Origin of the sequence: Streptomyces sp. NPDC093591 (genome assembly GCF_044764885.1) — a bacterium.
Taxonomy (GTDB): domain Bacteria; phylum Actinomycetota; class Actinomycetes; order Streptomycetales; family Streptomycetaceae; genus Streptomyces.
The window spans coordinates 561,658-586,902 of sequence record NZ_JBIWIY010000004.1 but is presented as its reverse complement, the minus strand read 5'-3'; the positions used below and the strand labels follow the sequence as shown (position 1 = coordinate 586,902).

The window sequence follows — 25,245 nt, the reverse complement described above, 5'->3', positions numbered from 1 at the left end:
CGATGCAGCCCCGCGCCCCTGAGTATCTCCAGTCCCCTTCGTTCAATTGGAGCCCTTCTCATGTCTGACAAAATCATCGTCGCCGGTGTCTCCATTGACACCCGGCACTGGATCGGTGGTCGACGTGTCGCCTCCGGCGACACCTTTACCGACAGCTCTCCGATCGACGGGAGCGTTCTCGGCGAGATCGCCCGTGGCGGTCCGGCCGAAGCCCGAGCCGCCGTCGCCGCCGCTCGCGAGGCCTTCCCCAGCTGGGCCGCCACCCCCCGAGCCGAACGCTCCCGCCTCCTCCACGCCATCGCCGACGGCGTCGAGAAGCGGCTGGAAGAGCTCGCCATCGTCGAGACCACCGACAACGGCGCCCTCCTGCGCTCGCACCGTCGGGGCGTCATGCCCCGCGTCGCCCACAACTTCCGTTTCTTCGCGGACTGGCTGCTGAAGCTGGACCACGCGGACTTCGAGACGCGCGGTCACGGCAATCACGTCAGCTGGGACCCGGCCGGCCCGTGCGTGCTGATCACGCCCTGGAACGCGCCGCTGATGATGGCCTCGTGGAAGGTCGCCCCGGCCCTCGCGGCCGGCAACACGGTCGTCCTGAAGCCCGCCGAGTGGTCCCCGCTGACCGCCTCCCTCCTCGCCGACATCGCGGCAGAGGCGGGGCTCCCCGCAGGTGTCCTCAACGTCGTCCAGGGCTACGGCTCCGAGATCGGCGACACGCTCACCTCCCACCCGGACGTGCGCCGGATCAGCTTCACCGGATCGGTGCCGACCGCTCAGCGCATCGCCGCGTCCGCCGCCGCCAACCTGACGCCGCTCAGCCTCGAACTCGGCGGCAAGTCACCGCTGTTGGTGTTCGCCGACGCTGACCTGGAACTCGCCGTCGACCTCGCCGTGGAGCAGTACGACAACGCCGGGCAGGTCTGCCTGGCCGCGACGCGCATCCTCGTCGAGGAGTCGGTCGCCGAGGAGTTCACGCGCCGGTTCACGGAGAAGGCCGCGACGCTGACCCAGGGCGACCCGCGTGACGAGGCCAGCGACATGGGGCCGAACATCCACCCCCGCCAGCTGGAGAAGATCGACGGCTTCGTGCAGCGGGCGATCGCGGCCGGGGCGCGTGCGGTCGTCGGCGGACACCGTGGGGACGGGCAGTACTACGCGCCCACCCTGCTCACCGACGTCGCGCAGGACTCGGAGATCGTGCAGGAGGAGGTCTTCGGGCCGGTCCTGACCCTGCAGACCTTCGCCGACGAGGACGAAGCCGTACGCCTCGCCAACGACACCCGCTTCGGGCTGGCCGCCACCCTCGCCACCGGCGACCGCGAGCGCGCCGAGCGCGTCAGCGCGCAGCTCGTCGCCGGCACCGTCTGGGTCAACTGCTTCTTCGTCCGCGACCTCCAGGCCCCCTTCGGTGGCTCCCGCCAGTCCGGCGTCGGACGTGAGGGCGGCACCTGGAGCTTCGACTTCTACTGCGACCTGAAGAACACCGTGACCGCTCCGAAGGGATGGAACGACAACCATGGGTGAGATCGTCGGGGCCGGGCTGCTCGCCCACGTCCCCACCATCGTGCTCCCGGAGGCCGACCGGCTGGAACTGAACGAGGGCAAGGAGATCACCCTCGTCACGGGGCTCCAGCAACTGCGCCGGGACGTCTTCGAGCGCGACGACTACGACACGGTCGTCGTCCTCGACTCCCACTGGGCGACCACCGTCGAGTTCGTCGTCACGGCACAACAGCGCCGGGCGGGACTGTTCACCTCCGAGGAACTGCCGCGCGGGATGTGCCGGATGCCGTACGACTTCCCCGGCGACCCCGAACTCGCCCGCAACGTCGAGAAGTTCGCGGACAAGCACGGCACCTGGATCACCGCGATCGACGACGACCACCTGCCGATCTACTACGCGACCATCAACCTCTGGAAGTTCCTGGGGGAGGGGCTTCAGGACAAGCGGTGGGCGACCATCGGGGTCTGCCAGACCGGGGACATGGAGGACCATCTGCGGCTCGGGCGGGCGCTGGCCGACGGTATCGCCGCAACTCCGGGGCGACGGGTGCTGCTGATCGCCTCGGGCGCCCTGTCGCACACCTTCTGGCCGCTGCGTGAGCTGCGCGACCACGAGGCCAGCGACCCGGCGCACATCTTCACGCCGGAGGCCCGGGCTGCCGACCACGAGCGCATCGGGTGGTTCAAGGAGGGCCGGCACGACAAGGTCCTCGACACCATGGACGCGTTCTGGAAGTACAAGCCCGAGGCGAAGTTCTTCCACTACCTGATGATGGCCGGCGCCCTCGGCGAGCAGGCCTGCGTCGCCAAGGCCCGGCAGTACGGCGAGTACGAGAACTCCATCGGCACGGGCCAGGTCCATCTGTGGTTCGACCGCCCCGCCGACGGCTGGACCGGCACCGGCCGGCCCTCACCGTCGTACCAGCGCACCCCGCACAGCCGCCCCCAGGAGGTCTGAGACATGGCTGCATTTTCCGAGTACCGCCGCATCCTTCTCGACGGCGCCGCCGTCCAGGTCGGCGTCGACGGCGACGAACTCGTCGCCGGGGACGGCCGCCGCGTCAAGATCGAGGACGCGCAGCACCTGCCGCCGGTCGTGCCGTCCAAGGTGATCGCCGTTCACCTCAACCACCGCAGCCGGGTGGACGAGTTCCGGATCGAGCTGCCCGACACTCCGACCTACTTCCACAAGCCGACCTCGTCCCTCAACTCCCACAAGGGCGCCATCGTCCGCCCCGAGGGCTGCAAGTGGCTCAATTACGAGGGCGAGGTCGCCATCGTGATCGGGAGGACCGCGCGGAACATCTCCCCGGCCGAGGCGGGGGAGTACATCGCCGGCTACACCGTCGCCAACGACTACGGGCTGCACGACTTCCGTGACACCGACGCCGGTTCGATGCTGCGGGTCAAGGGCTCCGACACCCTCTGCCCGCTCGGGCCCGGCCTCGTGACGGACTGGGACTTCCACGGCAAGCGGCTGCGGACGTACGTCAACGGCGAGGTCGTCCAGGACGGTTCGACGGACGAGATGAAGTGGGACATGCACTACCTCGTCGCCGACATCGCCCGCACGATCACCCTGTACCCGGGTGACGTGCTGCTGTCCGGCACGCCCGCCAACTCCCGGCCCGTCAAGCCCGGCGACGTCGTCGAGGTCGAGGTCGAGGGCCTCGGCCGGCTCACCAACCACATCGTCACCGGCCCGACCGCGATCCGCACCGACGTCGGCGCCCAGCCCACCGAGTCCGAGGAGGTGCTGTCCACCGCGCTCGGCGGTGACTGGGAGTTCCGCGGCATCCGGCCGCCCAAGCGTTGACCACGCACACGGAGGCCTCCGACCCGGCGGGTAAGGTCACGAACATGACCGCATCCGCCGAGGACCCCGAGGCCCGCAAGCCGCGCCGGCGCATGAACTACGGCGAGGGCCGCGAGGCCCTGCTCAACGCCGCCGTGCGGGTCGTGGCGCGGGGCGGACTGCGCAAGCTCACCTACCGGGCCGTCGCGCAGGAGGCGGGCACCACTCACGGACTGGTCGTCCACCACTTCGGCTCCCGTGACGCGCTGATCGAGGAGGCCCTCGCCCACGCGATCCGCACCTCGCTCAGCACCAGCGCGCTCGAACCCGGCACCGGCAAGGTCGCCGACTTCTCGGTCGGCGTCTCGGACATGGTCACCGCCGACCCGGACATCCAGGCCTTCCAGTACGAGCTCCTGCTGGAAGCCCGCCGCCGCCCGGAGCTGCTGCCGCAGATCCGTGCCCTGTACGACGACTACTTCGACGCCACCGAGCGCGAGCTGGCCCGCATGCTGCCCGACGGCGCCGGCCGTCCGCTGACGCGGCTGGTGTTCGCCGCCCTGGACGGGCTCGTGCTGCACCAGCTCGTCTTCGGCGAGCCCGGCACCACCGACGCCGCGATCGAGGAGCTGCGGGGCCTGCTGCGGCTGCTGGCGGCCGACGGCGACGAAGTACCGGAGAACGACGGCCACGCCCTGCCGGAGAACGACGGCTGACCTGCGTCTTTCGGGACCCCGGGCGCCAGTGGCCCGGGGTCCTTCGTCGTTGCCGGACCAAATCCCGGCGTCGCCGTACCAAATCTTGCCCGCACCCCTTGCCAAACGGATAGTTCCAGCCCACCATGAGGCAACTCGTTTGGCCTGAAACGAAGTCCTCTTCCCCAGGCAGGTGATCCGAGTGGACAGTCAGACGGCGGTCCGGAACCAGACCGCGCCCGACCCCTCCACCGCAGGCAAGCTCAAGCCCAACTCCCTCGGCGTGCTGGGCATCCTCTTCTTCGTCCTCTCCGCCCAGGCGCCGCTGACCGGCGTCGCGGGCGCCGCCCCCATCGCCGTAGCCATCGGGAACGGGGCCGCCGCCCCCGCCGCCTATCTCGCGGCCGGCCTGATCATCCTGCTGTTCTCGGTCGGCTTCGTCGCGATGGGCCGGCATGTCGTGGACGCCGGTGCCTTCTACCGGTACATCGGCAAGGGGCTCGGCAAAGACCTCGGCAACGGCAGCGCGGGGATCGCCCTCTTCGCGTACTGCGCGGTCCAGGCCGCCATGTACGGCCTGTACGGGGCCACCGTCAGCGGCCTGCTGGCGCACCACGCCGGGGCGGACGTGCCCTGGTGGGTGTGTGCCCTGGTCACCATGGCGATCGTGCAGGTCCTCGGCGCCCTCGGCATCGAGATGGGCGCGAAGGTGCTGGCCGTGTTCGTGCTGGCCGAGTTCAGCATCCTGGGCGCCTTCGCGGTCGTCACCGCCGTCAAGGGCGGCGGGCCCGAGGGGCTCGGCCTCGCGGACACGTTCTCACCGGGCGCGGCCCTGGACGGTGCTCCGGGTGTGGCGCTGATGTTCGCCGTGGCGTCGATGATCGGCTTCGAGGCCACCGCGATCTACGGCGAGGAGGCCCGCGAACCACGCAAAACCGTGCCCCGGGCCACCTACCTGGCCGTCGTCCTCGTCACCGGGTTCTTCGCCTTCGCCTCCTGGATGGTGATCTCCTCCTACGGCGCCTCGAAGGCGACGACGGCGGCCGGGCAGGCGCTCGAGAGCGGCGACTCGACGGTGTTCGTCTTCGCGCCGATCGCCGCCCAGTTCGGCACCTGGGTCAACGACGTCCTGCCGATCCTGCTGGCCACCTCGCTCTTCGCCGGCATCCTCGCCTTCCACAACTCGGCCAACCGCTACCTGTTCTCGCTCAGCCGCGAGGGCCTCCTGCCGCGCGGGCTGTCGGCCGTCAACCGCAAGCACTCGCCCGGCGCGGCGGGCTTCGTGCAGACGGCCGTCGCCGTGCTTCTGGTGATCCCGTTCGCGCTGACCGGCAAGGACCCCGTGCTGACCCTGTTCTCCTGGGGGAGCGGTATCGCCGTGCTGGCGATCATGCTCCTGTACTTCCTGACCTCGGTCTCGGTCGTCGCCTTCTTCCGGCGCGAGCGTCTCGACACCCGGCCGTGGAACACGCTGATCGCCCCCGTGCTGGGGGCGCTGGGAATCGCCGGGGCGATCTGGCTGATCGTCGAGAACTTCACCATCCTCATCGGCGGCGACCGGACCACCGCCGGGTGGCTCCAGGCGGCGGTCCCGGCCGTCCTGGTCCTGGGCGTCGTCACCGGTCGGCTGACCCGCTCGGCCCGCCCGTAGCGGCCCCGACACCACCCGGCCGAGCAACCGTCGGCCGGGTGGCGCCCGACGGCGGGCCGCCCCCACCCCCCTGGTCTGACACCAAACGTTCTCTCTGGAGGTCCCGCATGCTGGACGTCGCCCACGATGAGTGGCTGCGTCGCGCCAAGTCCCTGGAACCGTCCGGCGCCCATCACATCGACGGCGCCGACGAACCGGGCGGGGGAGGGACCTTCGCGGTCGTCTCACCCCGCGACGGCCAGGTGCTGGCGCAGGTCGCCGACGGGGGCGCCGCCGAGGTGGACGCGGCCGTCGCCGCCGCCCGCCGCGCCTTCGACGCCGGGCCGTGGCCGCGCCTCGCGCCCGCCGAGCGCGGCCGGGTGCTGCTGCGGATCGCCGACCTGCTCGAAGAACGGCGCGCCGAACTGGCCCTGACCGTCAGCCTGGAGATGGGCAAACCGATCACGGACGCGTACGACATCGAACTGCGCGCCGCCATCACCACCTTCCGCTGGTACGGCCAGCTCGCCGACAAGCTCACCGACGAGTCCCCGCACACCGCCCCCGACGCCCTGGCCCTCGTCACCCGCGAACCGGCCGGTGTTGTCGGCGCCGTCGTGCCCTGGAACTTCCCCCTGACACTGGCGGGCTGGAAGGTCGCCCCGGCGCTCGCCGCCGGCTGCACGGTCGTACTCAAGCCGTCCGAGAACTCCCCCCTGTCCGCGCTCCTCCTGGGCCGCCTGGCGACCGAGGCCGGGCTGCCGCCGGGCGTGCTGAACGTGGTGAACGGCGACGGCCCCGTCGCAGGGCGGGCCCTCGGGCTCCACCCCGACGTCGACGTCCTCGCCTTCACCGGCTCCACCGCCGTCGGCCGCCACTTCCTGCACTACGCGGCCGACTCCAACCTCAAGCGAGTCTGGCTCGAACTGGGCGGCAAATCACCCAACATCATCCTCCCGGACGCGCCCGACCTGGAGCGGGCCGCCGCCACCGCCGCCTGGGGCATCTTCTTCAACCAGGGCGAGATGTGCACCGCCCCCTCCCGGCTGCTGGTGCACTCCTCGATCGCCGGCCAGGTCACCGAGGCGATCGTCCGGCGGGCCCAGGAGCTGCGGGTCGGTGACCCCCTCGACCCGGCCACCGAGATGGGCGCGTTGGTCGGCGAGGACCACCTCGGGCGCGTGCAGGACCACATCGCCACCGGCCTGACCGAGGGCGCCCGCCTGCTCACGGGCGGCTCCCGCACCCTCACCGACACGGGCGGCAGCTTCCTGCAGCCGACCGTCTTCGACCACGTCGACCCCGGTATGCGGCTCGCCCGCGACGAGATCTTCGGCCCCGTCCTGTCCGTCGTCGCCTTCGACGACCTCGACGAGGCGGTACGGCTGGCCAACGCCACCGAGTACGGCCTCGCCGCCGGCCTGTGGACCTCCGACCTGTCCACCGCCCACCGCGTCTCCCGCGCCCTGAAGGCCGGCACGGTCTGGGTCAACTGCTACGAGGAAGGCGACCTGACCGTCCCCTTCGGCGGCATGAAGCAGTCCGGCAACGGCCGCGACAAGTCCGCCCACGCCCTGGAGAAGTACACCGAGCTCAAGACCACCTGGATCCAGCTGTGACCCGATCCTTGATCACACGCTCCTTGAACACGCGGCCCTTGATCGCCGTTCCCGCCCGCTTCTCGGCCACCACCTCCGCGCTCCGGTACGCGGCCGAGGTCAACGCCCGTGCCCTGATCGAGGCGGTGTGGCGGGCGGGCGGTGAACCGGCGAGCATCCACCCCGCCGACCCCGCGGCCGCCGACGTCGCCGACCGGCTCGCCCGCTTCGACGGCGTCCTTCTCCCCGGCGGCGGCGACCTCGCCCCGCACCGCTATGGCGCGCTCGGTGTCCACGACAGCGTCTACGACGTCGACGACCTCCAGGACGCCTTCGACCTCGAGGTCGCCCGACGGGCCCTGGATCTGGGCATCCCCCTGCTGGCGATCTGCCGCGGTCTGCAGGTGGTGAACGTCGCGCTCGGCGGCACCCTGGAGCAGGACATGGGCGGCCGCGAGCGCGAACACCGGCACCTCGTGCACCTGGTGCCGATCCGGCCCGGCACCCTGCTGGAACAGGCCACCGGCGCCGAGAAGGCGGAGGCCTCCTGCTACCACCACCAGCGGGTGGACCGCCTCGGCGACGGCCTCACGGTCACCGCGCGCGCCGCCGACGGGACGGTGGAAGGGCTCGAACTCCCGGGTGCGCAAGGGTGGTTCACCGCCGTGCAGTGGCACCCCGAGGACACGGCGCACCGGGATCCGGCACAGCAGGGCCTGTTCGACGCGCTGGTACGGGCCTCGGACGCGCGTCTCCGAGGCGGGCGGCGGGATTGAGCAGACGGGTGGGGCTCACGCCTTCGGCCGGCGTCCACTGCGCCGAGGCGCCGGCTCGGCCCCGTCGAGCAGGGCGAGCCGACGCTCCTCGCCCTGCTCCTCGACCTGGAGCACCACCTTGCGCAGCCCGTCCGCCACGCTCCGGCACTCCTCGTCGCTGAGCTGCCCGGCGACGAACGCCTCCTCCTCGTTGAACGCCGGGAACAGGCGCCGCATCAGCGCCTCCCCCTCCTCGGTCAGGCTGAGCAGCACCAGCCTGCCGTCGGTCGGATGCCCGGCCCGCTTCATGAGGCCCCGCCCCTCCAGCGTCCGCGACACGCCGGTGAGCGTCCCCTTGGAGATCCCGGCCTCCGCCGCGACATGCCGGGTCTCCGACTCGCCCCACACCCACACCACCCAGAGCACCACGAACGCCGTCCAGGTCAGATCGACCCCGCGCAGTACGGAGTTCTCCAGGTGCTGCCGGACGGTCGAGGCCGCCCGGTAGATGTTGGCGACCACGGCCATCTGCTCCCGGTGCAGCGGGATACCACCGAGCTTGGCCTCGGCCAGCTTCTCTGCTTCGGTGATCGATCGTTGGCCGGGCATGGCACACTCCTTCGCCGGGGGCGAGTCGGACAGCGGTGTCGTTCGGGTTCAAATTGTACGAAGGGTCGGCCACCGCCCGACCCGGGGCCGCTCACTCCGCCCAGTCGAGCCGATGCTCGGGCGGCTGATGCGCCGGTTGGAGGCCGGGACGATCGTGGGATCGTCATCGCCCACCCGTGTCATGATCAGAACCATGCCGTTCGAGATCGTCCCCGCCGACGTCACGGACCTCCACCAGGTGCTGGAGGATCACGCCCGCTACTGGGGCGAGCGCGATCTGCGCGCGCTCCATCAGCCGGTGCTGGTACGGGAGTTCGGCGCCACCTGTCTCGTCGCACGCGCCGAGGACGGCATCCGCGGATACGTCATCGGCTTCGTCACCCCCGACCGCACCGGATACGTCCACCTCATCGCCACCCGGGACGACACCCGCGGCACCGGCCTGGGGCGTCGCCTCTACACGGAGTTCACCGAGGCGGCCCGAGGACAGGGAGCAGTTCGCCTGAAGGCGATCACCTCGGTCGGCAACAAAGGTTCCATCGCCTTCCACCGCAGCCTCGGCTTCGACGCGCGTGTGGCGGAGGACTACGACGGTCCCGGACGGCCGATGGTGGTCTTCACGCGGGAGCTGTAGCCGGGGCGTGGCCTACACGCCGGCGTGACCGGAGACGTCGCCCTCCCCCGAAGGCGGCGTCTCCGGTCACTTCCCCCGGCGCCGGACTGTGGATCAGCGCGTCCGAGCGCGTCAGCGGAGCCGTGCCGTCACCAGCACATGACCGCTGTCTCCCCCGAACCCCAGGTGGCATAAAGACGTACGCGGACGAAATAGCGGCGGCCCTTGACGAGGCGGGCCCGGACGGTGGCGTTGTGCGGGGTGCCGCCGTCGTCCTGGGCGGTGAGGTAGCGGGGTTCGCCGTCCCGTTCCTCGAAGAGCACCACGACGGTGTCGCTGTCGCCGAAGGTGCCCACGGTGTACTCGCGGGTCTCCGGCGGCTCGACGACGAAGTCGGCCTGCTCGGCCGGCCCGAGCCGCAGCGGTACCGAGCGGAACGGCACCAGATCCCGCGGCCCCGGCTGCTCGGCCGGCGGGTACCAGCGGCGGACGAACTCCTTGTCGGTCCGGGACAGCACGCCCGGCGGGTTGAGGCCGGCACGGAACTGCTCCGGCTCCAGGATCAGCCCGGCCGCGAAGGGATACTCCATGATCGAGTGCGGGTCCCAGACGGAGCCGTTGACCTCGTGCGGATCGATCTTGCGCAGGATGTTGAAGAACGTCTTGTCCCGGCTCCAGAAGTTCGGCGGGCCCGCCAGATCGGCGAACACGGCCTCGTCGTCCCAGTGGATGCCGGCGAACGGGCTCTGGTGCTCGTGCAGCATGCCGAGCGCGTGCCCGATCTCGTGCAGGGCCGTCCCGCGCTCCCCGGGCGCGGTCAGATCCCAGCCGAAGTTCATGGTGCGGTCGTTGAGGCCCACCTGGAGCGCGTCCTTGCCCACGTTCGACCAGGAGCCGTCGCCCAGCTGGAACCCGATCCGCAGCTCGGCCTCCGACCGGTCGCGCACCTCCACGAACGACAGCCCGATCCCGAGGCCCTGCCACTCCTGGAAGCACTCGCGCACGACGTCCTGCTGCTCCTTGCCGCCGACCCACGACACGCGCTGGGTCCTGCCGGTCGCCGGGTCCTGGATCACGGATCCGTCGGAGTCCCGGTCGAAGAAGCAGTAGTGCAGGACGGTGCCGTTGACCCACATCCGGTGCCCGCTGATGAGCGCACTGAGCCGCTCGGCGGCCAGCCCCGGTGCGAAGGCGGGCGCCGACTGCTGCGCGAGGGAGCAGTAGCGGGCGGTCATGCCGAACAGGTTGCCGTCGGCCCGCCGCGCGCGCTTGAGTCGAGGGCTACTCAAGTCCCTGTGTATCAAATGTGAGTCACCGCGCTCCTGTTGCCGTGATGACTTTCGAACGGGACGCGAAGACCCTGGAACTGCCCTGGCCGTTCACGGGTCGGGAGCGCGAACTCGAACTGGTCCGTGGGTCCTTGACCGCCGGCCGGCACGGCATCGTGATCACGGGCCCGGCGGGCTGCGGCAAGACCCGGCTCGTCACCGAGGCCGTCCGCGGCACCGACTGCGCCCGGGTGGCCGGCACGCCCGAGACCCGCCGGATCCGCTTCGCCGCGTTCGCGCACCTCGTACCCGAGACGGCCTCCCTGCACGGCGCTTTCCAGCACCTGTCCGGCGTACGGCTGCTCCTGGTCGACGACGCGCACCTGCTCGACGACGCCTCGGCCGCCCTCGTCCACCAGCTGGCCGTGCACGGACGCACCCGTCTCCTGGTCGTCACCACCGACGGCGCCCCCGCCCCGGGCGCCGTCTCCCGGCTGTGGACCGGCGAACTCCTGCCCCGTCTCGGCCTGGAGCCACTGCCCCGCGAGGAGACCGCCGAGCTGCTGGCGGGCGCGGCCGGCGGCGGTCGCCCGGAACCGCTCACCGTGAACCGGCTGCACCGCCTGTGCCGGGGGGACCTGCGGCTGCTGCGGGACCTGGTGGGCGCGGTACGCGAACGCGGGCTGCTCCGCCGCGTCGCGGACTCGGACGAGTGGGCGTGGCGCGGCCCGGTGCCGGTCACCGCGACCGTACGGGAGCGCACGGCACACGTCCTCGACCGCACCTGCCCCGAAGAGCGCGAGACCCTCGAACGCCTCGCCTTCGCCGAGCCGTTGCCCCTGGACCTGGACGAACTCCCCCTTCGTGCCCTGGAACACCTCGAGGCCGACTCCCTGGTCCACGTCGACGACCAGGGCGCTGTCCGCCTCGCCCACCCCCTGCACGGCCCGGTGCTGCGGGCCGCGGCCGGCAGGCTACGGGCGAGGCGGCTGTCCCGTGGGCCGGAGCAGTGCGGCCCCGCCCTCGACGCCGAGCGGGCCGCGCTGACCCGCCGCATCGAGCGGGCGGACGTACGGGCGACACCGACGCCCGTGGGGGAGTGGCTGGTCGCGGAGGGCGCACCGGTGCCGCCCGGGTACGCGGCCGTACGCGCCCGGTTCGCGCGGCTGCGCGGGGAGCTGCGCGAGGCCGCGGCGTGGGCGCGGGAGGGGCTGCGGGACGGCGCCGACGATCCGTCCTGCCGACTTGAACTCGCCTTCGCCGCGGCGCAGTCGGGCGATGTCCCGGCCGCGCACAAGATCCTGGGTGGCCGCTCCCACGGGGGTGGGGCGGTCACCCGGTCGGCCACAGCCCGCGGCGACGCCGACGGGGCCGTCGAGGCGCTCACCGGCGACGCGTACGACGCCGTCCGCCTCGGCGCCCCCGAGCGTGCCGCGGGCCGCCTGAACGGGGTCTTCGCCGCGCACGCCGACGCGCTCGCCCGCGGCGACGGCCCCGCGCTCGACCAGGTGGCCGAGGAGCTGGAGGAGCGCGGCTTCCTGCTGTTCGCGGCCGAGGCGCATGCCCAGGCCGTACGGGCCCACCGCGACCCGCGCGCCGCCCGCACCGCACGCACGCGTGCCGTCGCCCTGGCCCGCCGCTGCCAGGGCGCCCGTACCCCGGCACTGTCCGGGCTGGTCCTGGGCGAACTGACCGCCAGGCAACGGCAGATCGTGACCCTGGCGGCCACGGGGCTGAGCAACCGGCAGATCGCCGAGAAGCTCACCCTGTCCGTCCGCACGGTCGGCAACCACCTCTACAGCGCCTACGCCCGCCTCGGCGCCGGCGACCGCGGAGCACTGCCGTGGCTGGTGGAACTGCCGGCCGCGCAGCCGGCGTGAGGGCGACCTCGCGGCAGTCCGTCCGCGCCCGGCGTCAGGCCGCCCCGAACGCCGAGAACGCCCACCCTGTCGCCTGGTGCAGCGCGTCGCCCGGCAGGGCCGCGCGGGCGTCGCGCAGGGCCTCCGCCAGGGAGAGCCCCTCGCTCAGTCCCTTGTGCAGCGCGAGCATCAGCGGTACCACCGCGGCGTCGTTGACGGGTGCCGTGCACGCCACCACTCCCGCCGTGCCCAGCGGCAGCAGCGCGGTGACCAGGCCGAGCAGTTCGTCGGCGCCGACGGAGGCGAAGCGGGCGGTGTCGCAGCAGGAGAGGATGATCCGGTACGGGCTGCGGTCCAGGCGTTCGAAGTCATGCACGATGAGCGGCCCGTCGGCCATCCGCAGCGACGAGAACAGGGGACTGTCCGCGCGGAACGTGCCGTGGGCGGCGATATGAGCCAGCGTGGCGCCGTCGAGCTCCTCCAGTACGCGCGGCACGCGCGCGTCGGCGTGCTCCAGGACGACCGCACCGCCGTACCGGCAGGCCAGATGGGGCACCTCCGCGCCGCCCGTCGCCAACCCCGGCCCGCGCACCAGCACATGGCGCCCGCCCGGCGGCGGCTCGGTCTCCCGGGCGCGCAGCCAGCCGCTCGCCGACGGCGACACGCTGAGCACCCGCTCCCGCAGCGACGGCAGGAGCGCCCACGGCACCCGGTGCAGCCGGGCCGGCGGTACGACGACCACGGGGCCGTCGCCCAGATGCGCCGCGGCCGGACCGAGCAGCAGCTCCTCCAGCCGCCGCCCCGCCGCCTCCACCACCGGCAGCCGCCCCTCCGCGCCCGGATGCGCCAGCCGCCGCAGCCCGGCCTGGACGTGCTCGGCCTCCGTCTCCGCCTCGGCCAGCAGCCCGGCCTCGTACCGGCGTACCCGCCCCTGCCCGCACAGCAGCACCTGAACCCGCCCGTCCAGCACGGCGAGTTCGACCAGCCGTACGTCGTCGCCCAGCCGTTCCAGGAGCCGGCCCGGATCGAAGCGGTGGCCGTCGCCGGGCGTGGCGCCGCGCATGTGCAGGGTCCGGGCGCGTATCTCCCGCTCCAGGCGCCGCTGTTCACGCTCCAGCACCGGCACGGGACGCGCCTCACCGCGCGCCTCCTCGGCGCGCGCCGCGATCTCCCGGAACGCCGTCAGGTCGCTCTGCAGCTCCGGGTCGGCGGGCGGCCGGGTCGGCGGCGTCGACAGCGCGGTGGCCCGCCAGCGCTCGCTCCACACCAGCAGCCGCCGCGGGCTGCCCGAGTCGAGGCTGGCCTGCTGGGCGAGCGCGGCGAGCTCGGCGCCCTGCGCGGTGGCGCGGGCCCTGAGCTCGGACGCGCCCAGCGTCATCCGGTGGGCGTCGAGCACATCGAGCCCCCGCCGACAGGCCTCCAGGACGCCGCGCCCCGACCCGGCCGCCCGCGCCCGCAGCGCCTGTGCCGCCCAGCCCGTCATCCGCGCCAGCGGCGGTCCGCTGCGCCTGCTGCGGGCGGCGACCGCCAGATGCCGCTCGGCGTCGGCCCGCCAGCCCAGGGAGAGCGCGATGCGGCCCGCGAGCAGCGAGGCCTCCGGCGCGGCCGGCGCGCCGAAGGAGGCCAGCCGTTCGGCGACCGCCGCCGTGTCCGCCACCAGCCGGCCCGAACTGCGCCCGGCGGCGACCCGCGCCTCGATCAGCACCAGCCGGGCATGGGTCTCCCACCACATCCGCCGCTGCCCCGCGAACAGCCGTACGGCCATGTCGGCCCGCGCGATCGCCGTGTGCGCGTCACCCGCCAGCCGGGCGGCACGCGCGGCGGCCAGCAGCAGCTCCGCCTTGCGGGTGGACTGGCCGCCGATCCCGTCCAGCACGGCGATCGCCGCGTCCGCCTCGGCCAGCGCCTCCGGGGCCAGCCCGGCCGCCATCAGTACCTCGCAGCGGCGGATGTTCAGCATGAACGTCGGCGTGCCGAGCTTGGCGTACCGCTCCTCGGCCTCGTCGAGCAGCCGCAGCGCCGCCGGAATGTCGCCCGACCGGAACGCGGCCAGTCCCCGGCTCTCCACGGCGTCGGCCTTGTCGTGCTCCTGGCCGGTGGTGTCCCACAGCGCCTCGGCCGCCGTGAAGTCGGCGTCCGCACGGTCCATCGCGCCGAGCGCCAGATGCACGGTCGCCCGCAGGGTCAGCGCCCGCGCCGTCCAGATGACGTCCTCCGCCTGCCGCAGCACGGGTATCGCCCGGCGCACGTCCTCCAGCGCCTCCCGGTGATGGCCCAGGACCCAGCGGGCGTAGGCCCGGCGGAACAGCACGCGCGCGCGGGTGTGTCCGCTCCCGCGCGCGACCCCGCGCTCCAGCGCGGCCAGCCCCTGCTGCGTGCGCCCCGCGTGCACCAACGCGACCCCGAGCGCCGCCAGGGCGTCCGCCTCCCGGTCGGCCGACTCCGCGCGTGCCGCGAGATCCCGGGCACGCCGCAGGTGATACAGGGCGATGCGCATGTCGCCCCAGTCCCGCTGCCAGATGCCGATCACCTGATGGGCGACCGAGGCGTGCCACGGCGACGGATCGGCGTCGAGCACCCCTTCCGCCCTCGCCAGCGCGTCGTTCGGGGCGGCGAACACCATCGGCAGCAGTTCGAGAACCGAGTCGCTTCCCGCTGTCACTCCACGGATGGTAGTTGCCGTGGAACCGTGCCACACGGGTTTGGCGCTGTATCAATCAGCGACCGCACGGCTCTGACTGACGAACGTCGCCTCAGGGGGAGGACACGCCATGGCACCACAGCGATTCCAGGAGCAGTTCGAGCAGATCCAGCGCTCCATGCCCGACGTCCCGCTCGCGATGGGCCCGGACGACTCCGCCGAGTTCATCTACGAGAAGGGCTATGTACTGGTCCGTGACGGCGAGGACGCCCGCGTCGTCGAGGACACCGTGCGGGCGCACTTCACCGCCGAGCCGGACCTGGTCCAGGACCACGTGCGCCGCGCCGGCCCGCGGACCAACCGCTCGGGCATCACCCGCATCCAGGTCGGTGACCCCGGCGAGGGCGACCGTAGCGGCGACCGCACCGTCGCGCAGGCCCTGCGCGCCCTGCGCGAGACGGAGGGACGGGCCGGACGGCGCCTCGTCAGCCGCAACCACCTCGTGGGGATCACCGGTCGGGTCAACTCCTGTCCCGGCGACGAACCGGCACCCGCCCGGCTCGCCGACGGCACCAACCCCGGGGCGGCCGAGGGCAGTCACGACCCGGACACCGCCGTCGGCGTCCTCGTCATCGACACCGGCCTCACGCACGACTACCGCTCCTTCCCGCTGCTGGCCCACACCGAGGGCGACGCCCAGGTCCAGGAGTGCGACGACCAGGGCATCCTCCAGCAGTACGTCGGCCACGGGACCTTCATCGCCGGGCTCGTCGCCGCCGTCGCGCCCAACACGGACGTCACGGTCCGGGGCACTCTCCACGACGCGGGCGCCATCCTGGAGTCCGAGTTCGGCGAGAAGCTCTTCGAGGCCGTCGACGCGGGCGGCTGGCCCGACATCCTCAGCCTCTCCGCCGGCACCGCCAACGGCCGCACCGACGGCCTGCTCGGGGTCGAGGCGTTCATGCAGGAGCTGCGCGGACAGCGCACCCTGCTGGTCGCCGCGGCCGGCAACAACGGCAGCGCCACGCCCTTCTGGCCCGCCGCCTACGCCGACCATCCCGACTACCAGGACGTCGTGCTCTCCGTCGGAGCGCTGCGCCAGGACGGCGAGTTCGGCGCCTGCTTCAGCAACCACGGCGGCTGGGTGAAGGTGTACGCGCCCGGCGAGCGGCTCACCAGCGTCCTCACCGGCTTCGACGCGCCCGTGCCGTACGTGTACCAGCACTCCACCTACGACGCCTGCCGGTACGGCTTCGGCTACTCCTGCACCTGCCAGTCCCCGCCCCACACCGGCGCGTTGAGCGAGCAGGACGGCGCCGCCAAGCCCGACCAGGTGATGTTCGAGGGGCTCGCGCACTGGAGCGGCACCTCGTTCGCCACGCCCCTCGTCGCCGGCATGATCGCCGCCCACATGACGGCGCAGCAGGAGCGTGACCCGCGTGTCGCCCGGTACAAGATGCTCGCGGCGAACTCCGGGTTCGCGGAGGTGCGGGGGGCGCATGTGCCCGCACTCCGGCCCGCGACCTGGCGCCCTGTCTCCGTCACACCGTCGGCTCCTCGCTCATGAGGGTCGGAACCGTCCCCTCCGCGGCGTACGATGACTTGCCGTACACGAGGGGTGGGGCTGTGGACCGTGCAGATGTCGGTGCCTTGGTCCAGTCCGCCGTCGACGGTGACGCGGCGGCCTGGAAGGCGCTCGTGGAAGGGCTGAGCCCACTGGTGTGGTCCGTCGTGCGCGCGCACCGGCTGGGCGACGCCGACGCCCATGAGGTGTACCAGACCGTCTGGTTCCGCTTCGCCCAGCACCTGGGGCGCATCAGGGAACCCGAGAAGGCCGGATCGTGGCTCGCGAGCACCGCACGGCACGAGAGCCTGAAGGTGCTCAAGAGCTTGCGGCGACTGACCGTGACGAGCGATCCGCAGCTGCTCGACCGGGTCAGCGAGGACCGTACGCCCGAACAGTCGGTCCTGGACTCGGAGGAGGCGGCCGCCGAGTCCGAACGCATCCGCTGGATGTGGCAGGAGTTCGAGGAACTCGGCGAACGCTGCCGCCAGTTGCTGCGCGTGCTGATGGCCTCGCCGCCGCCCAGCTACCAGGAGGTGTCCGCCGCACTGGGCATCGCCGTCGGCAGCATCGGGCCGCTGCGCCAGCGCTGTCTGCGCCGACTTCGGGCCCGACTCGACGCACGGGGAGCGCTGTGAACGACGACATGCACGACGAAGTGACGGGCGAAGAGCCCCTCGGTGAACGGCCCCTGGGCGACGACGAGTTCGATGTCGAGCTGCTGGAGGAGGAGCTCCGCCAGGCCGCCGCCATCCTGGACCCCGTGCCGGCCCAGCTGCGGCAGATCGCCGTCGAGGCCTTCGCGCTGCACGATCTCGACGCCCGTATCGCCGAGTTGACGTTCGACTCGGTGGTGGACGCCATTCCGGTCAGGGGAGCGACCGACACGCCGAGGATGCTGACCTTCCGCGCCGGCGAGATGACCGTGGACGTGGAGGTGGGCGCGCAGGGGCTGCTGGGGCAGGTGCTGCCGCCGCAGCAGGCGCGGATCGAGGTGCTCGGCGGCCCGCAGGCGGCCACGCCGGTCGTCGCCGACGACATGGGCCGCTTCAGCAGCGACGCACCGCCGAGCGGCCCCTTCGCCCTGCGGCTGCGGACCGGTGGGGAGGTCGTGGTCACGGAGTGGCTGCGGGCCTGACCCACCGCGTCAGCGGGAGACGGCGTCCACCAGCGCCGCCAGCGCCTGCGTGAGCCGGGTGAGTCCGGGACCGGCCGGACCGCCCGGCTCCGTCATGTACGTGTCCCGGCGGATCTCGATCATCAGGGCGGTGACCCGGGGCTCCACGCCGTGGAACTCCAGCGGGACGTACGTACCGCTGAAGGGACTGTCGAGCCCCGTCTCCCCGCACGGGGCGAACGCCTCCCGGGCCGCGGCGAGCAGCTCGGGCGGCGTGTGGAAGGAGTCGGTGCCCAGACAGACCGGTGGGCGCGGGCCCTCGCCGTGCAGCTCGTAGGGGAGCCGGGCGCTCGGGTAGGAGTGGACGTCGATGATCACGGCCCGGCCGGTGACGGCGAGGCGATCGGCCACCGCGTCCGTCATCGCCTGGGCGTACGGCCGGAAGTACCGCTCGACGAGGGGCCCGGGATCGGCGTCCGCGGGCCTCAGCGGTGCCTGGTGCGTGGTGCGCGTGTAGACGGCGCCCATGCCCACGGCCAGCATCTCCTCCCGCTCGTCCGGGAACCGCTCCGGATCTACGACCAGCCGCGAGAGCCGGTTGACGAACCGCCACGGCGTGACCTCCGACGCCCCGGCCGCGCGCTGAGCGAGTTCCGCGGTGTGCGCGTCGACGATGTGGTCCAACTCCCGCTCCAGCGCGGCGTCGTCCAGCACGAGGCCCGCCCGCACCTCGGGCGGTATCTCCCGCGCCGAGTGCGGCACATGCAGGATCACCGGCGATCCCCCGGCCCCGGGGAGCAGCGCGAACGACGGCACGGCAGAGGTCATGACGGCTGCTCCCAGGGGGCGTTGTCAGTGGCGTGGTGCACCATCACAGCATGGACATCAGCAACCAGCAGGTGATCGCAAAGGCCGTGCCCGAGGCGGTCGGCCGCGAGCCGGAGGGCCTGGCCCGCCGGCTCGGACCGGAGCTCTCGCTGCCTGGCTAGCCCCTGGCCACCACGACGTACAGGCAGGCGACGACGGTGACCACGCAGACGGCAGCCAGGGCCAGTGCCGCGCAGCCGAGCAGCCCAACCGCACCGACGATGGCCGCCCAGCCGAACCGCGTCAGGCGGGCGGCCCGTTCGACTGCCTCGTGGACATCGCCGTCGGCGTACCCATCGCGATCAGCCATGATCACTCCCAGTCGTGATCGCTCCGGTTCGATATGACTCCGCCCCGGCCGGGCGGTGCGCCGGCCGGGGCGGAACATACGGCTACGGCCTGTCGCCAGGCCGCTCGTGTCAGCTCAGGGACGCGAGCGCCGCGTTCCAGGTGGCCGACGGGCGCATGACCGCGGCGGCCTTGGCCGGGTCGGGCTGGTAGTAGCCGCCGATCTCGGCCGGGCTGCCCTGGACGGCGTTCAGCTCGTCGACGATCTTCTGCTCGTTCGCGGTGAGCGTCTCGGCGAGCGGGGCGAAGGCCTTGGCCAGGTCCGCGTCGTCGGTCTGCGCCGCCAGCTCCTGCGCCCAGTACAGGGACAGGTAGAAGTGGCTGCCGCGGTTGTCGATGCCGCCGACGCGACGGGTCGGGGACTTGTCCTCGTTGAGGAAGGTCGCCGTGGCGCGGTCGAGGGTGTCGGCGAGGACCTTGGCCTTCGGGTTGCTGGTGGCCGTCGCGTACTGCTCCAGGGACGGCACCAGCGCGAAGAACTCACCGAGCGAGTCCCAGCGCAGGTAGTTCTCCTTGACCAGCTGCTGGACGTGCTTCGGCGCGGAGCCGCCGGCGCCCGTCTCGAACAGGCCGCCGCCCGCCATCAGCGGGACGACCGACAGCATCTTGGCGCTCGTGCCCAGCTCCAGGATGGGGAAGAGGTCGGTGAGGTAGTCGCGCAGGACGTTGCCCGTGACCGAGATCGTGTTCTCGCCGCGGCGGATGCGATCCACCGACAGCTTGGTCGCCTCGACCGGGACGAGGATACGGATGTCCAGGCCCTCGGTGTCGTGCTCCGGCAGGTACGCGTTGACCTTGGCGATCAGGTTGGCGTCGTGGGCGCGGGTCTCGTCCAGCCAGAACACGGCCGGGTCGCCGGTGGCGCGGGCGCGGGTGACGGCCAGCTTCACCCAGTCCTTGATCGGCGCGTCCTTGGTCTGGCAGGCGCGGAAGATGTCGCCCTCGGCGACCGGCTGCTCGATGAGCACGTTGCCGGCCTGGTCGACCAGGCGGACCGTGCCGGCGGCCTTGATCTCGAAGGTCTTGTCGTGGGAGCCGTACTCCTCGGCCTTCTGCGCCATCAGGCCGACGTTCGGGACCGAGCCCATGGTCGACGGGTCGTAGGCGCCGTTGGCGCGGCAGTCGTCGAGCACGGCCTGGTAGACGCCGGCGTACGAGGAGTCCGGCAGCACCGCGAGGGTGTCGGCCTCCTGGCCGTCCGGGCCCCACATGTGGCCGGAGGTGCGGATCATGGCCGGCATCGAGGCGTCGACGATCACGTCGGACGGCACGTGCAGGTTGGTGATGCCCTTGTCGGAGTCGACCATGGCCAGCTCCGGGCCCTCGGCGATCTCCGCGTCGAAGGACGCCTTGATCTCGGCGCCGTTCGGCAGTGCGTCCAGGCCCTTGAGGATGCCGCCCAGACCGTCGTTCGGGGACAGACCGGCGCCGGCGAGGACCTCGCCGTACTTCGCGAACGTCTTCGGGAAGAAGGCGCGCACGACATGGCCGAAGACGATCGGGTCGGAGACCTTCATCATCGTGGCCTTGAGGTGCACGGAGAACAGGACGCCCTCGGCCTTGGCCCGGGCCACCTGCGCGGTCAGGAACTCGCGCAGCGCGGCGACGCGCATCACGGAGGCGTCGACGACCTCACCGGCGAGGACCGGTACGGACTCGCGCAGGACGCTGGTGGAGCCGTCCTCGGCGACGTGCTCGATCCTCAGCGCGCCGGCCTCGGAGATCACGACCGACTTCTCGGTGGAGCGGAAGTCGTTCTGGCCCATGGTCGCCACGTTCGTCTTGGACTCGGGGGTCCAGGCGCCCATGCGGTGCGGGTGGGTCTTGGCGTAGTTCTTGACCGAGGCGGGGGCGCGACGGTCGGAGTTGCCCTCACGCAGGACCGGGTTCACCGCGGAGCCCTTGACCTTGTCGTAGCGGGCCTGGATGTCCCGCTCCTCGTCGGTCTTCGGGTCGTCCGGGTAGTTCGGCAGCGCGTAGCCCTGGGCCTGCAGCTCCGCGACGGCGGCCTTGAGCTGCGGGATCGACGCCGAGATGTTCGGCAGCTTGATGATGTTGGCCGCGGGCGTCTTCGCGAGCTCACCGAGCTCGGCGAGGGCGTCCGGGATGCGCTGGTCCTCGGTCAGGTACTCCGGGAACACCGCGATGATGCGGCCGGCCAGCGAGATGTCACGCGTCTCCACGGCGACACCCGCCTGCGAGGCGTACGCCTGGACCACCGGCAGGAAGGAATACGTCGCCAGGGCCGGGGCCTCGTCAGTGTGCGTATAGATGATGGTCGAGTCAGTCACCGGGTGCTCCGCTCCACGTCTGCAACATTGCTCGACATCAAGATATCTCGTGATCGACCTCGGCTCGACAGGGGTCCGCACACCGGTGCGGGGATGTCGCCGAGATCTCGAATCCGCGCAAACGGATGTATCGCCTCCGTGCAACCGGATCGCCTGGTCTCACGGTCATGTAGGGAGATCACCGATCCGGCGACCGGTCCTGACCACCCGGCCGCCCCAGCGAAGGCGAAGCATGAGATATCGCAGCAGAGTGACGGCCCCCGCGGCCGCCCTGATCGCCACGACGGCGGCCCTGACCGCCGCCCCCTCCGCCCACGCGGCACCGACGCGCACGGGGACGTCGGCCGCCGGAGCCAAGGGAACCCCGGGCCCCGAGACCCTCGGCGACCCGGTCTTCCCGGACCTCGGCAACGACGGTTACCGCGTCGCCGCCTACCACCTCGACTTCACCTACGACGCCACCACCCGGCTGGTCGACGCCACCGCGACCCTGAGGATCCGCACCACCCAGGCCCTGTCCCGCTTCTCCCTCGACGCCCTCGGCCTCGACATCCGCTCCGTCCGCGTCGGCGGCCGCAAGGCGACGTACGAGCAGGTGGCCGAGAAGCTGCGCATCACGCCCGCTCGGACGCTGCCGAACAAGTCCTGGGTGACCGTGTGCGTCGAGTACTCGGCGGACCCGCGCCGTATTCCGCAGCCGCACACCGGCTGGGTCGACACGCTGGACGGGTTCGCGGTCTGCTGCCAGCCGAACTTGGCCCACACCGTCTTCCCGTGCAACGACCACCCCTTGGACAAGGCCGACTTCACGTTCCGCATAACCGTCCCCGGCGGCCTGCGCGGCGTGGCCACCGGCCTGCTCGAACGCACCGAGAGCCTCTCCGGCGGCCGTACCGCGTACACGTACCGCTCCCGCGAACCCATGGCCACCGAGCTGGTGCAGATCACGGTCGGCGACTACGTGATCAAGGACCGGCAGGGCCCGCACGGCCTCCCGCTGCGCGACGTCGTCCCGGTCGCGCGCGCCGAGGCACTGGAACCGGCGCTCGCGCTGACACCGAACCTGGTCGCGTGGCTGGAGGCGCGGCTCGGGGCCTACCCCTTCGAGACGTACGGCCTGCTGCCCTGCAACTCCGACGCGCCGAACGCCTTCGACTTCACCGGCCTGGAGACCCAGACCCTGACCATCTACAAGCCGAACTATCTGCTCCAGGCGGAGCCGAAGATCGGCTCGCACATGATGCACGAGCTGGTCCACTCCTACTTCGGCAACAGCGTCAGCCCCGCCTCCTGGGCCGACCTGTGGATCAACGAGGGCCACGCCGACTTCTACGGGCTGCTCTACCGCTACGAGCGCGGCTGGCCGGACTCCCTGGGCCTGACCACCATGGAAGCCCGGATGAAGGACACCTACGCCAAGGGCGACCAGTGGCGGCGCGACTCCGGGCCGGTCGCCGCGCCCAACGCGGCCAACCTGTTCGACGGGCAGCGCTACCTGGGCGGCGTGCTGGTCCTGTACGCGCTGCGCAACCTCGTCGGCGAGAGCGCCTTCAACGCGCTGGAGCGAGTCTTCCTCGACCGGTACCGCAACTCCTCGGCGTCGACGGCCGACTACATCGCCGTCGCCTCGGAGGTCTCCGGTCAGGATCTGTCCGGATTCCTCCAGGACTGGCTGTACGGCACCAAGACGCCGCGGATGCCGGGGCACCCGGACTGGACGGTCACCCCGGTGAACCCGTCGCTCGCGCCGCGCCGCCGCAAGGGCGCCGTCCACCACGAGAACTCGGCCACCCTGTAGGGGCCCCGGTACCTCAGTGGTTGCTCAGTCGAGGCGGACGGGGGTCATCTCGTCCGCCTCTTCCGGGCCGCGCTGCTGCGGAATCGCCACCGTGCCCGGGCCCTGCTGGATCGCCACCGTCCGCGTGGGGGCGGGGATGCGGATGCCCTCCGCGCGGTAGCGCTTGTGCAGGCGCTTGATGAACTCGTGCTTGATCCGGTACTGGTCGCTGAACTCCCCGACACCCAGGATGACGGTGAAGCCGATCCGGGAGTCCCCGAAGGTGTGGAAGCGGATGATCGGCTCGTGGTCCGGGAGGGCGCCCTCGACCTCGGTCATCACCTCGCCGATGACCTCGTTCGTCACCCGCTCCACGTGGTCCAGGTCGCTGTCGTAGGCGACGCCGACCTGGACCAGGATCGTCAACTCCTCCTCGGGACGCATGAAGTTGGTCATGTTCGTCTTCGCGAGCTCCCCGTTGGGGATGACGACCAGGTTGTTGGAGAGGTTGCGGACCGTCGTCTGGCGCCAGTTGATGTCCTCGACGTAGCCCTCCTCGCCGCTGCTCAGCCGGATGTAGTCGCCGGGCTGGACGGTCTTCGAGGCGAGGATGTGGATGCCCGCGAAGAGGTTGGCGAGCGTGTCCTGCAGGGCGAGCGCGACCGCCAGACCGCCGACGCCCAGGGCGGTGAGCAGGGGCGCTATGGAGATGCCCAGGGTCTGCAGCACCACCAGGAAGCCGATGGCCAGGATCAGGACCCGGGTGATGTTGACGAAGATCGTGGCCGAGCCGGCGACCCCGGGGCGGGACTGGGTGACCGTCCGCATCAGCCCGGCGACCCCGCGGGCCACCGCCAGGGTCACCACGAAGATCAGCAGCACGGTCAGGGTCTTGTTGACGTTGTGCTGGACCGTCCGGGTCAGCGGCAGCGCCGCGCCCGCGGAGGCCGCGCCGCCGAGGAACGCCGCCCACGGCACCACGGTCCGCAGCGTGTCCACGATGAGGTCGTCGCCGCTCCAGCGGGTGCGGTCGGCGTGCTTGCCGAGCCAGCGCAGCAGCATGCGCAGCAGGAAGGCCGCGAGCAGCCCCGCCGCCAGCGCGATGCCGGCGATGACCAGGTCGTCCACAGTGAGCGCTCGCGTCACCGGTCACCTCCGGGGAGGAATGCTGCGGCGAACCCCTTCGCCGACGGCCGGATGTGAAGTCTCGTCACGTTGTCACCTGCTCGATCTCCGCGATGTGCCGTCGTGCCGGCCACCCGTCCCCCGAGGACGGCACGAGGGTTCATCCTGCCGTATCGGGCACAGGTGTTCGTACCAGGATCGGGGGCCGGACGGCGGCTTGGGCCCGGTTTCGGGCATTCTCCGCCGACGGGCGGTTGGCAGAGGGGCACTTGCGCGCGCGACTGGGGTACGCAGAGCGCCGCTACGCGCCCGCGCACCCCGGCGGCAGTCCGGTGCCAGGGCACGCGCGTCCGGTGCTCGCGATCGACCGGGGACCTACGGCACAAGGCCGGCCCCCCTGCGTCCGTGGGCGTCACACATCCGTGAACGAGCCGTGCCTTCCGGCACCGGAGGCGAACCGTGCCGCCCCCTCCAGGCTCGCCGCCAACACGCCCATGCCGTACCGGAGTTCACCTCGCATCGCCGCCGCCTCGTCCAGCCCCTCCTGGTCGAGCACGGACGCCCGGTCGGCGCGCAGACACGCCTGCGGGAACCCGGCGATCGCGGCGGCCAGTGCCTCGGCCTCGGCGCGGGCGTGTCCGGTCGGCACGACACGGTTGGCGAGCCCCATCTCGTAGGCCTCCCTCGCCGGCACCGGTCGTCCCGTCAGGATCATGTCCAGCGCGCGGCTCGTGCCGATCAGCCGGGGCAGCCGTACCGTGCCACCGTCGATGAGGGGCACACCCCAGCGGCGGCAGAACACGCCGAACACGGCGTCCTCCTCGGCGACCCGCAGATCGCACCAGAGCGCCAGTTCGAGGCCCCCGGCCACGGCGTGCCCGGCGACGGCGGCGAGCACCGGCTTGGACAGTCGCAGCCGGGTCGGGCCCATCGGGCCGTCCCCTTCCTCGGTGACCTCGTTGCCCCGGTCGCCGTCGAGCGCCTTGAGGTCGGCGCCCGCGCAGAACGTGCCGCCCTCGCCCCACAGCACCGCGACCCGGGCCCCGTCGTCCGCCTCGAACTCCCTGAAGGCGGCGGCGAGTTCGGCGGCCGTCGGACCGTCCACCGCGTTACGGACCTCGGGACGGGAGAGGACGACGGTGGTGACGTGTCCGTCGCGCTCCACGCGGACCGGCATGGTGGGGCCCCTT

Annotated in this window: 21 protein-coding genes; 13 read left to right on the top strand and 8 right to left on the bottom strand. The window is 72.0% G+C overall.

Annotated elements, in window-relative coordinates; translation table 11 throughout:
• Positions 1-60 precede the first annotated feature (60 nt).
• The 7 genes from ACIREI_RS12120 to ACIREI_RS12090 all read left to right on the top strand — a co-directional run bounded on the left by ACIREI_RS12120 (position 61) and on the right by ACIREI_RS12090 (position 7,997).
• Positions 61-1,524 carry an aldehyde dehydrogenase gene (locus ACIREI_RS12120; RefSeq protein ID WP_403330834.1) on the top strand — a complete coding sequence of 488 codons (1,464 nt, stop codon included), beginning with the start codon at positions 61-63 and terminating at the stop codon, positions 1,522-1,524.
• Positions 1,517-2,461: a 3,4-dihydroxyphenylacetate 2,3-dioxygenase gene (locus ACIREI_RS12115; protein ID WP_403330831.1), complete on the top strand. Its 945-nt coding sequence runs from the start codon at positions 1,517-1,519 to the stop codon at positions 2,459-2,461. Before ACIREI_RS12120 ends, ACIREI_RS12115 begins: the two co-directional genes overlap by 8 nt.
• Positions 2,462-2,464: 3 nt before the next feature.
• Complete coding sequence (locus ACIREI_RS12110) at positions 2,465-3,319, top strand: fumarylacetoacetate hydrolase family protein (RefSeq protein WP_403330828.1); 855 nt, start codon at positions 2,465-2,467, stop codon at positions 3,317-3,319.
• Between the two features lie 44 nt (positions 3,320-3,363).
• A complete protein-coding gene (locus ACIREI_RS12105) occupies positions 3,364-4,014 on the top strand; it encodes a TetR/AcrR family transcriptional regulator (RefSeq protein WP_403330826.1) in 651 nt (216 codons plus the stop codon).
• A gap of 181 nt (positions 4,015-4,195) precedes the next feature.
• Positions 4,196-5,644 (top strand): APC family permease, encoded by a 1,449-nt coding sequence (locus ACIREI_RS12100; RefSeq protein ID WP_403330823.1) that lies wholly within the window; start codon positions 4,196-4,198, stop codon positions 5,642-5,644.
• A 107-nt stretch (positions 5,645-5,751) separates the two neighbouring features.
• Positions 5,752-7,242 carry an aldehyde dehydrogenase gene (locus tag ACIREI_RS12095; protein ID WP_403330820.1) on the top strand — a complete coding sequence of 497 codons (1,491 nt, stop codon included), beginning with the start codon at positions 5,752-5,754 and terminating at the stop codon, positions 7,240-7,242.
• Positions 7,243-7,265: 23 nt separating this feature from the next.
• The gene (locus tag ACIREI_RS12090; RefSeq protein WP_403330818.1) at positions 7,266-7,997 is read left to right on the top strand and encodes a gamma-glutamyl-gamma-aminobutyrate hydrolase family protein; all 732 of its coding nucleotides are present in this window, start codon (positions 7,266-7,268) and stop codon (positions 7,995-7,997) included.
• 15 nt (positions 7,998-8,012) lie between these two features.
• Here ACIREI_RS12090 and ACIREI_RS12085 read toward each other — a convergent pair whose 3' ends face one another.
• Positions 8,013-8,585 (bottom strand): MarR family winged helix-turn-helix transcriptional regulator, encoded by a 573-nt coding sequence (locus tag ACIREI_RS12085; RefSeq protein ID WP_403330815.1) that lies wholly within the window; start codon positions 8,583-8,585, stop codon positions 8,013-8,015.
• A 181-nt stretch (positions 8,586-8,766) separates the two neighbouring features.
• On the opposite strand from ACIREI_RS12085, the gene ACIREI_RS12080 reads away from it, so the two are divergent.
• A complete protein-coding gene (locus ACIREI_RS12080) occupies positions 8,767-9,219 on the top strand; it encodes a GNAT family N-acetyltransferase (protein WP_403330812.1) in 453 nt (150 codons plus the stop codon).
• 128 nt (positions 9,220-9,347) lie between these two features.
• Here the strand turns inward: ACIREI_RS12080 and ACIREI_RS12075 are convergent, their stop codons facing one another.
• Positions 9,348-10,433, bottom strand: a complete 1,086-nt coding sequence (locus ACIREI_RS12075; protein ID WP_403330921.1) for a M12 family metallopeptidase — start codon at positions 10,431-10,433, stop codon at positions 9,348-9,350.
• A 98-nt stretch (positions 10,434-10,531) separates the two neighbouring features.
• Between ACIREI_RS12075 and ACIREI_RS12070 the strand changes: the two genes are divergently transcribed.
• On the top strand, positions 10,532-12,346 hold the full coding sequence (locus ACIREI_RS12070) for a LuxR C-terminal-related transcriptional regulator (RefSeq protein ID WP_403330809.1): 1,815 nt from the start codon (positions 10,532-10,534) through the stop codon (positions 12,344-12,346).
• 34 nt (positions 12,347-12,380) lie between these two features.
• On the opposite strand, the gene ACIREI_RS12065 is transcribed toward ACIREI_RS12070, so the two are convergent.
• Positions 12,381-14,948 carry a CHAT domain-containing protein gene (locus tag ACIREI_RS12065; RefSeq protein ID WP_403330918.1) on the bottom strand — a complete coding sequence of 856 codons (2,568 nt, stop codon included), beginning with the start codon at positions 14,946-14,948 and terminating at the stop codon, positions 12,381-12,383.
• Positions 14,949-15,096: 148 nt separating this feature from the next.
• Here ACIREI_RS12065 and ACIREI_RS12060 point away from each other — a divergent pair, with 148 nt between their 5' ends.
• From ACIREI_RS12060 to ACIREI_RS12050, 3 genes are read left to right on the top strand one after another with little or no spacing between them, the layout of a single operon-like run.
• Positions 15,097-16,533, top strand: a complete 1,437-nt coding sequence (locus tag ACIREI_RS12060) for a S8/S53 family peptidase (RefSeq protein ID WP_403330806.1) — start codon at positions 15,097-15,099, stop codon at positions 16,531-16,533.
• Positions 16,534-16,592: 59 nt separating this feature from the next.
• Positions 16,593-17,168: an RNA polymerase sigma factor gene (locus tag ACIREI_RS12055; RefSeq protein ID WP_403330803.1), complete on the top strand. Its 576-nt coding sequence runs from the start codon at positions 16,593-16,595 to the stop codon at positions 17,166-17,168.
• An 8-nt stretch (positions 17,169-17,176) separates the two neighbouring features.
• On the top strand, positions 17,177-17,668 hold the full coding sequence (locus ACIREI_RS12050) for a hypothetical protein (RefSeq protein WP_403330915.1): 492 nt from the start codon (positions 17,177-17,179) through the stop codon (positions 17,666-17,668).
• Between the two features lie 9 nt (positions 17,669-17,677).
• Here ACIREI_RS12050 and ACIREI_RS12045 read toward each other — a convergent pair whose 3' ends face one another.
• The 3 genes from ACIREI_RS12045 to ACIREI_RS12035 form a co-directional block, all read right to left on the bottom strand.
• The gene (locus ACIREI_RS12045; RefSeq protein WP_403330800.1) at positions 17,678-18,475 is read right to left on the bottom strand and encodes an N-formylglutamate amidohydrolase; all 798 of its coding nucleotides are present in this window, start codon (positions 18,473-18,475) and stop codon (positions 17,678-17,680) included.
• Positions 18,476-18,632: 157 nt separating this feature from the next.
• Positions 18,633-18,824 (bottom strand): hypothetical protein, encoded by a 192-nt coding sequence (locus ACIREI_RS12040; RefSeq protein ID WP_403330797.1) that lies wholly within the window; start codon positions 18,822-18,824, stop codon positions 18,633-18,635.
• Between the two features lie 109 nt (positions 18,825-18,933).
• The gene (locus ACIREI_RS12035) at positions 18,934-21,153 is read right to left on the bottom strand and encodes an NADP-dependent isocitrate dehydrogenase (RefSeq protein WP_403330794.1); all 2,220 of its coding nucleotides are present in this window, start codon (positions 21,151-21,153) and stop codon (positions 18,934-18,936) included.
• A gap of 232 nt (positions 21,154-21,385) precedes the next feature.
• Here ACIREI_RS12035 and ACIREI_RS12030 point away from each other — a divergent pair, with 232 nt between their 5' ends.
• A complete protein-coding gene (locus tag ACIREI_RS12030; protein WP_403330792.1) occupies positions 21,386-22,951 on the top strand; it encodes a M1 family metallopeptidase in 1,566 nt (521 codons plus the stop codon).
• 24 nt (positions 22,952-22,975) lie between these two features.
• Here the strand turns inward: ACIREI_RS12030 and ACIREI_RS12025 are convergent, their stop codons facing one another.
• Both ACIREI_RS12025 and ACIREI_RS12020 read right to left on the bottom strand, forming a co-directional pair.
• Positions 22,976-24,076: a mechanosensitive ion channel family protein gene (locus ACIREI_RS12025; RefSeq protein WP_403330789.1), complete on the bottom strand. Its 1,101-nt coding sequence runs from the start codon at positions 24,074-24,076 to the stop codon at positions 22,976-22,978.
• Between the two features lie 391 nt (positions 24,077-24,467).
• The gene (locus ACIREI_RS12020) at positions 24,468-25,232 is read right to left on the bottom strand and encodes a crotonase/enoyl-CoA hydratase family protein (RefSeq protein WP_403330786.1); all 765 of its coding nucleotides are present in this window, start codon (positions 25,230-25,232) and stop codon (positions 24,468-24,470) included.
• Between the last annotated feature and the right edge of the window lie 13 nt (positions 25,233-25,245).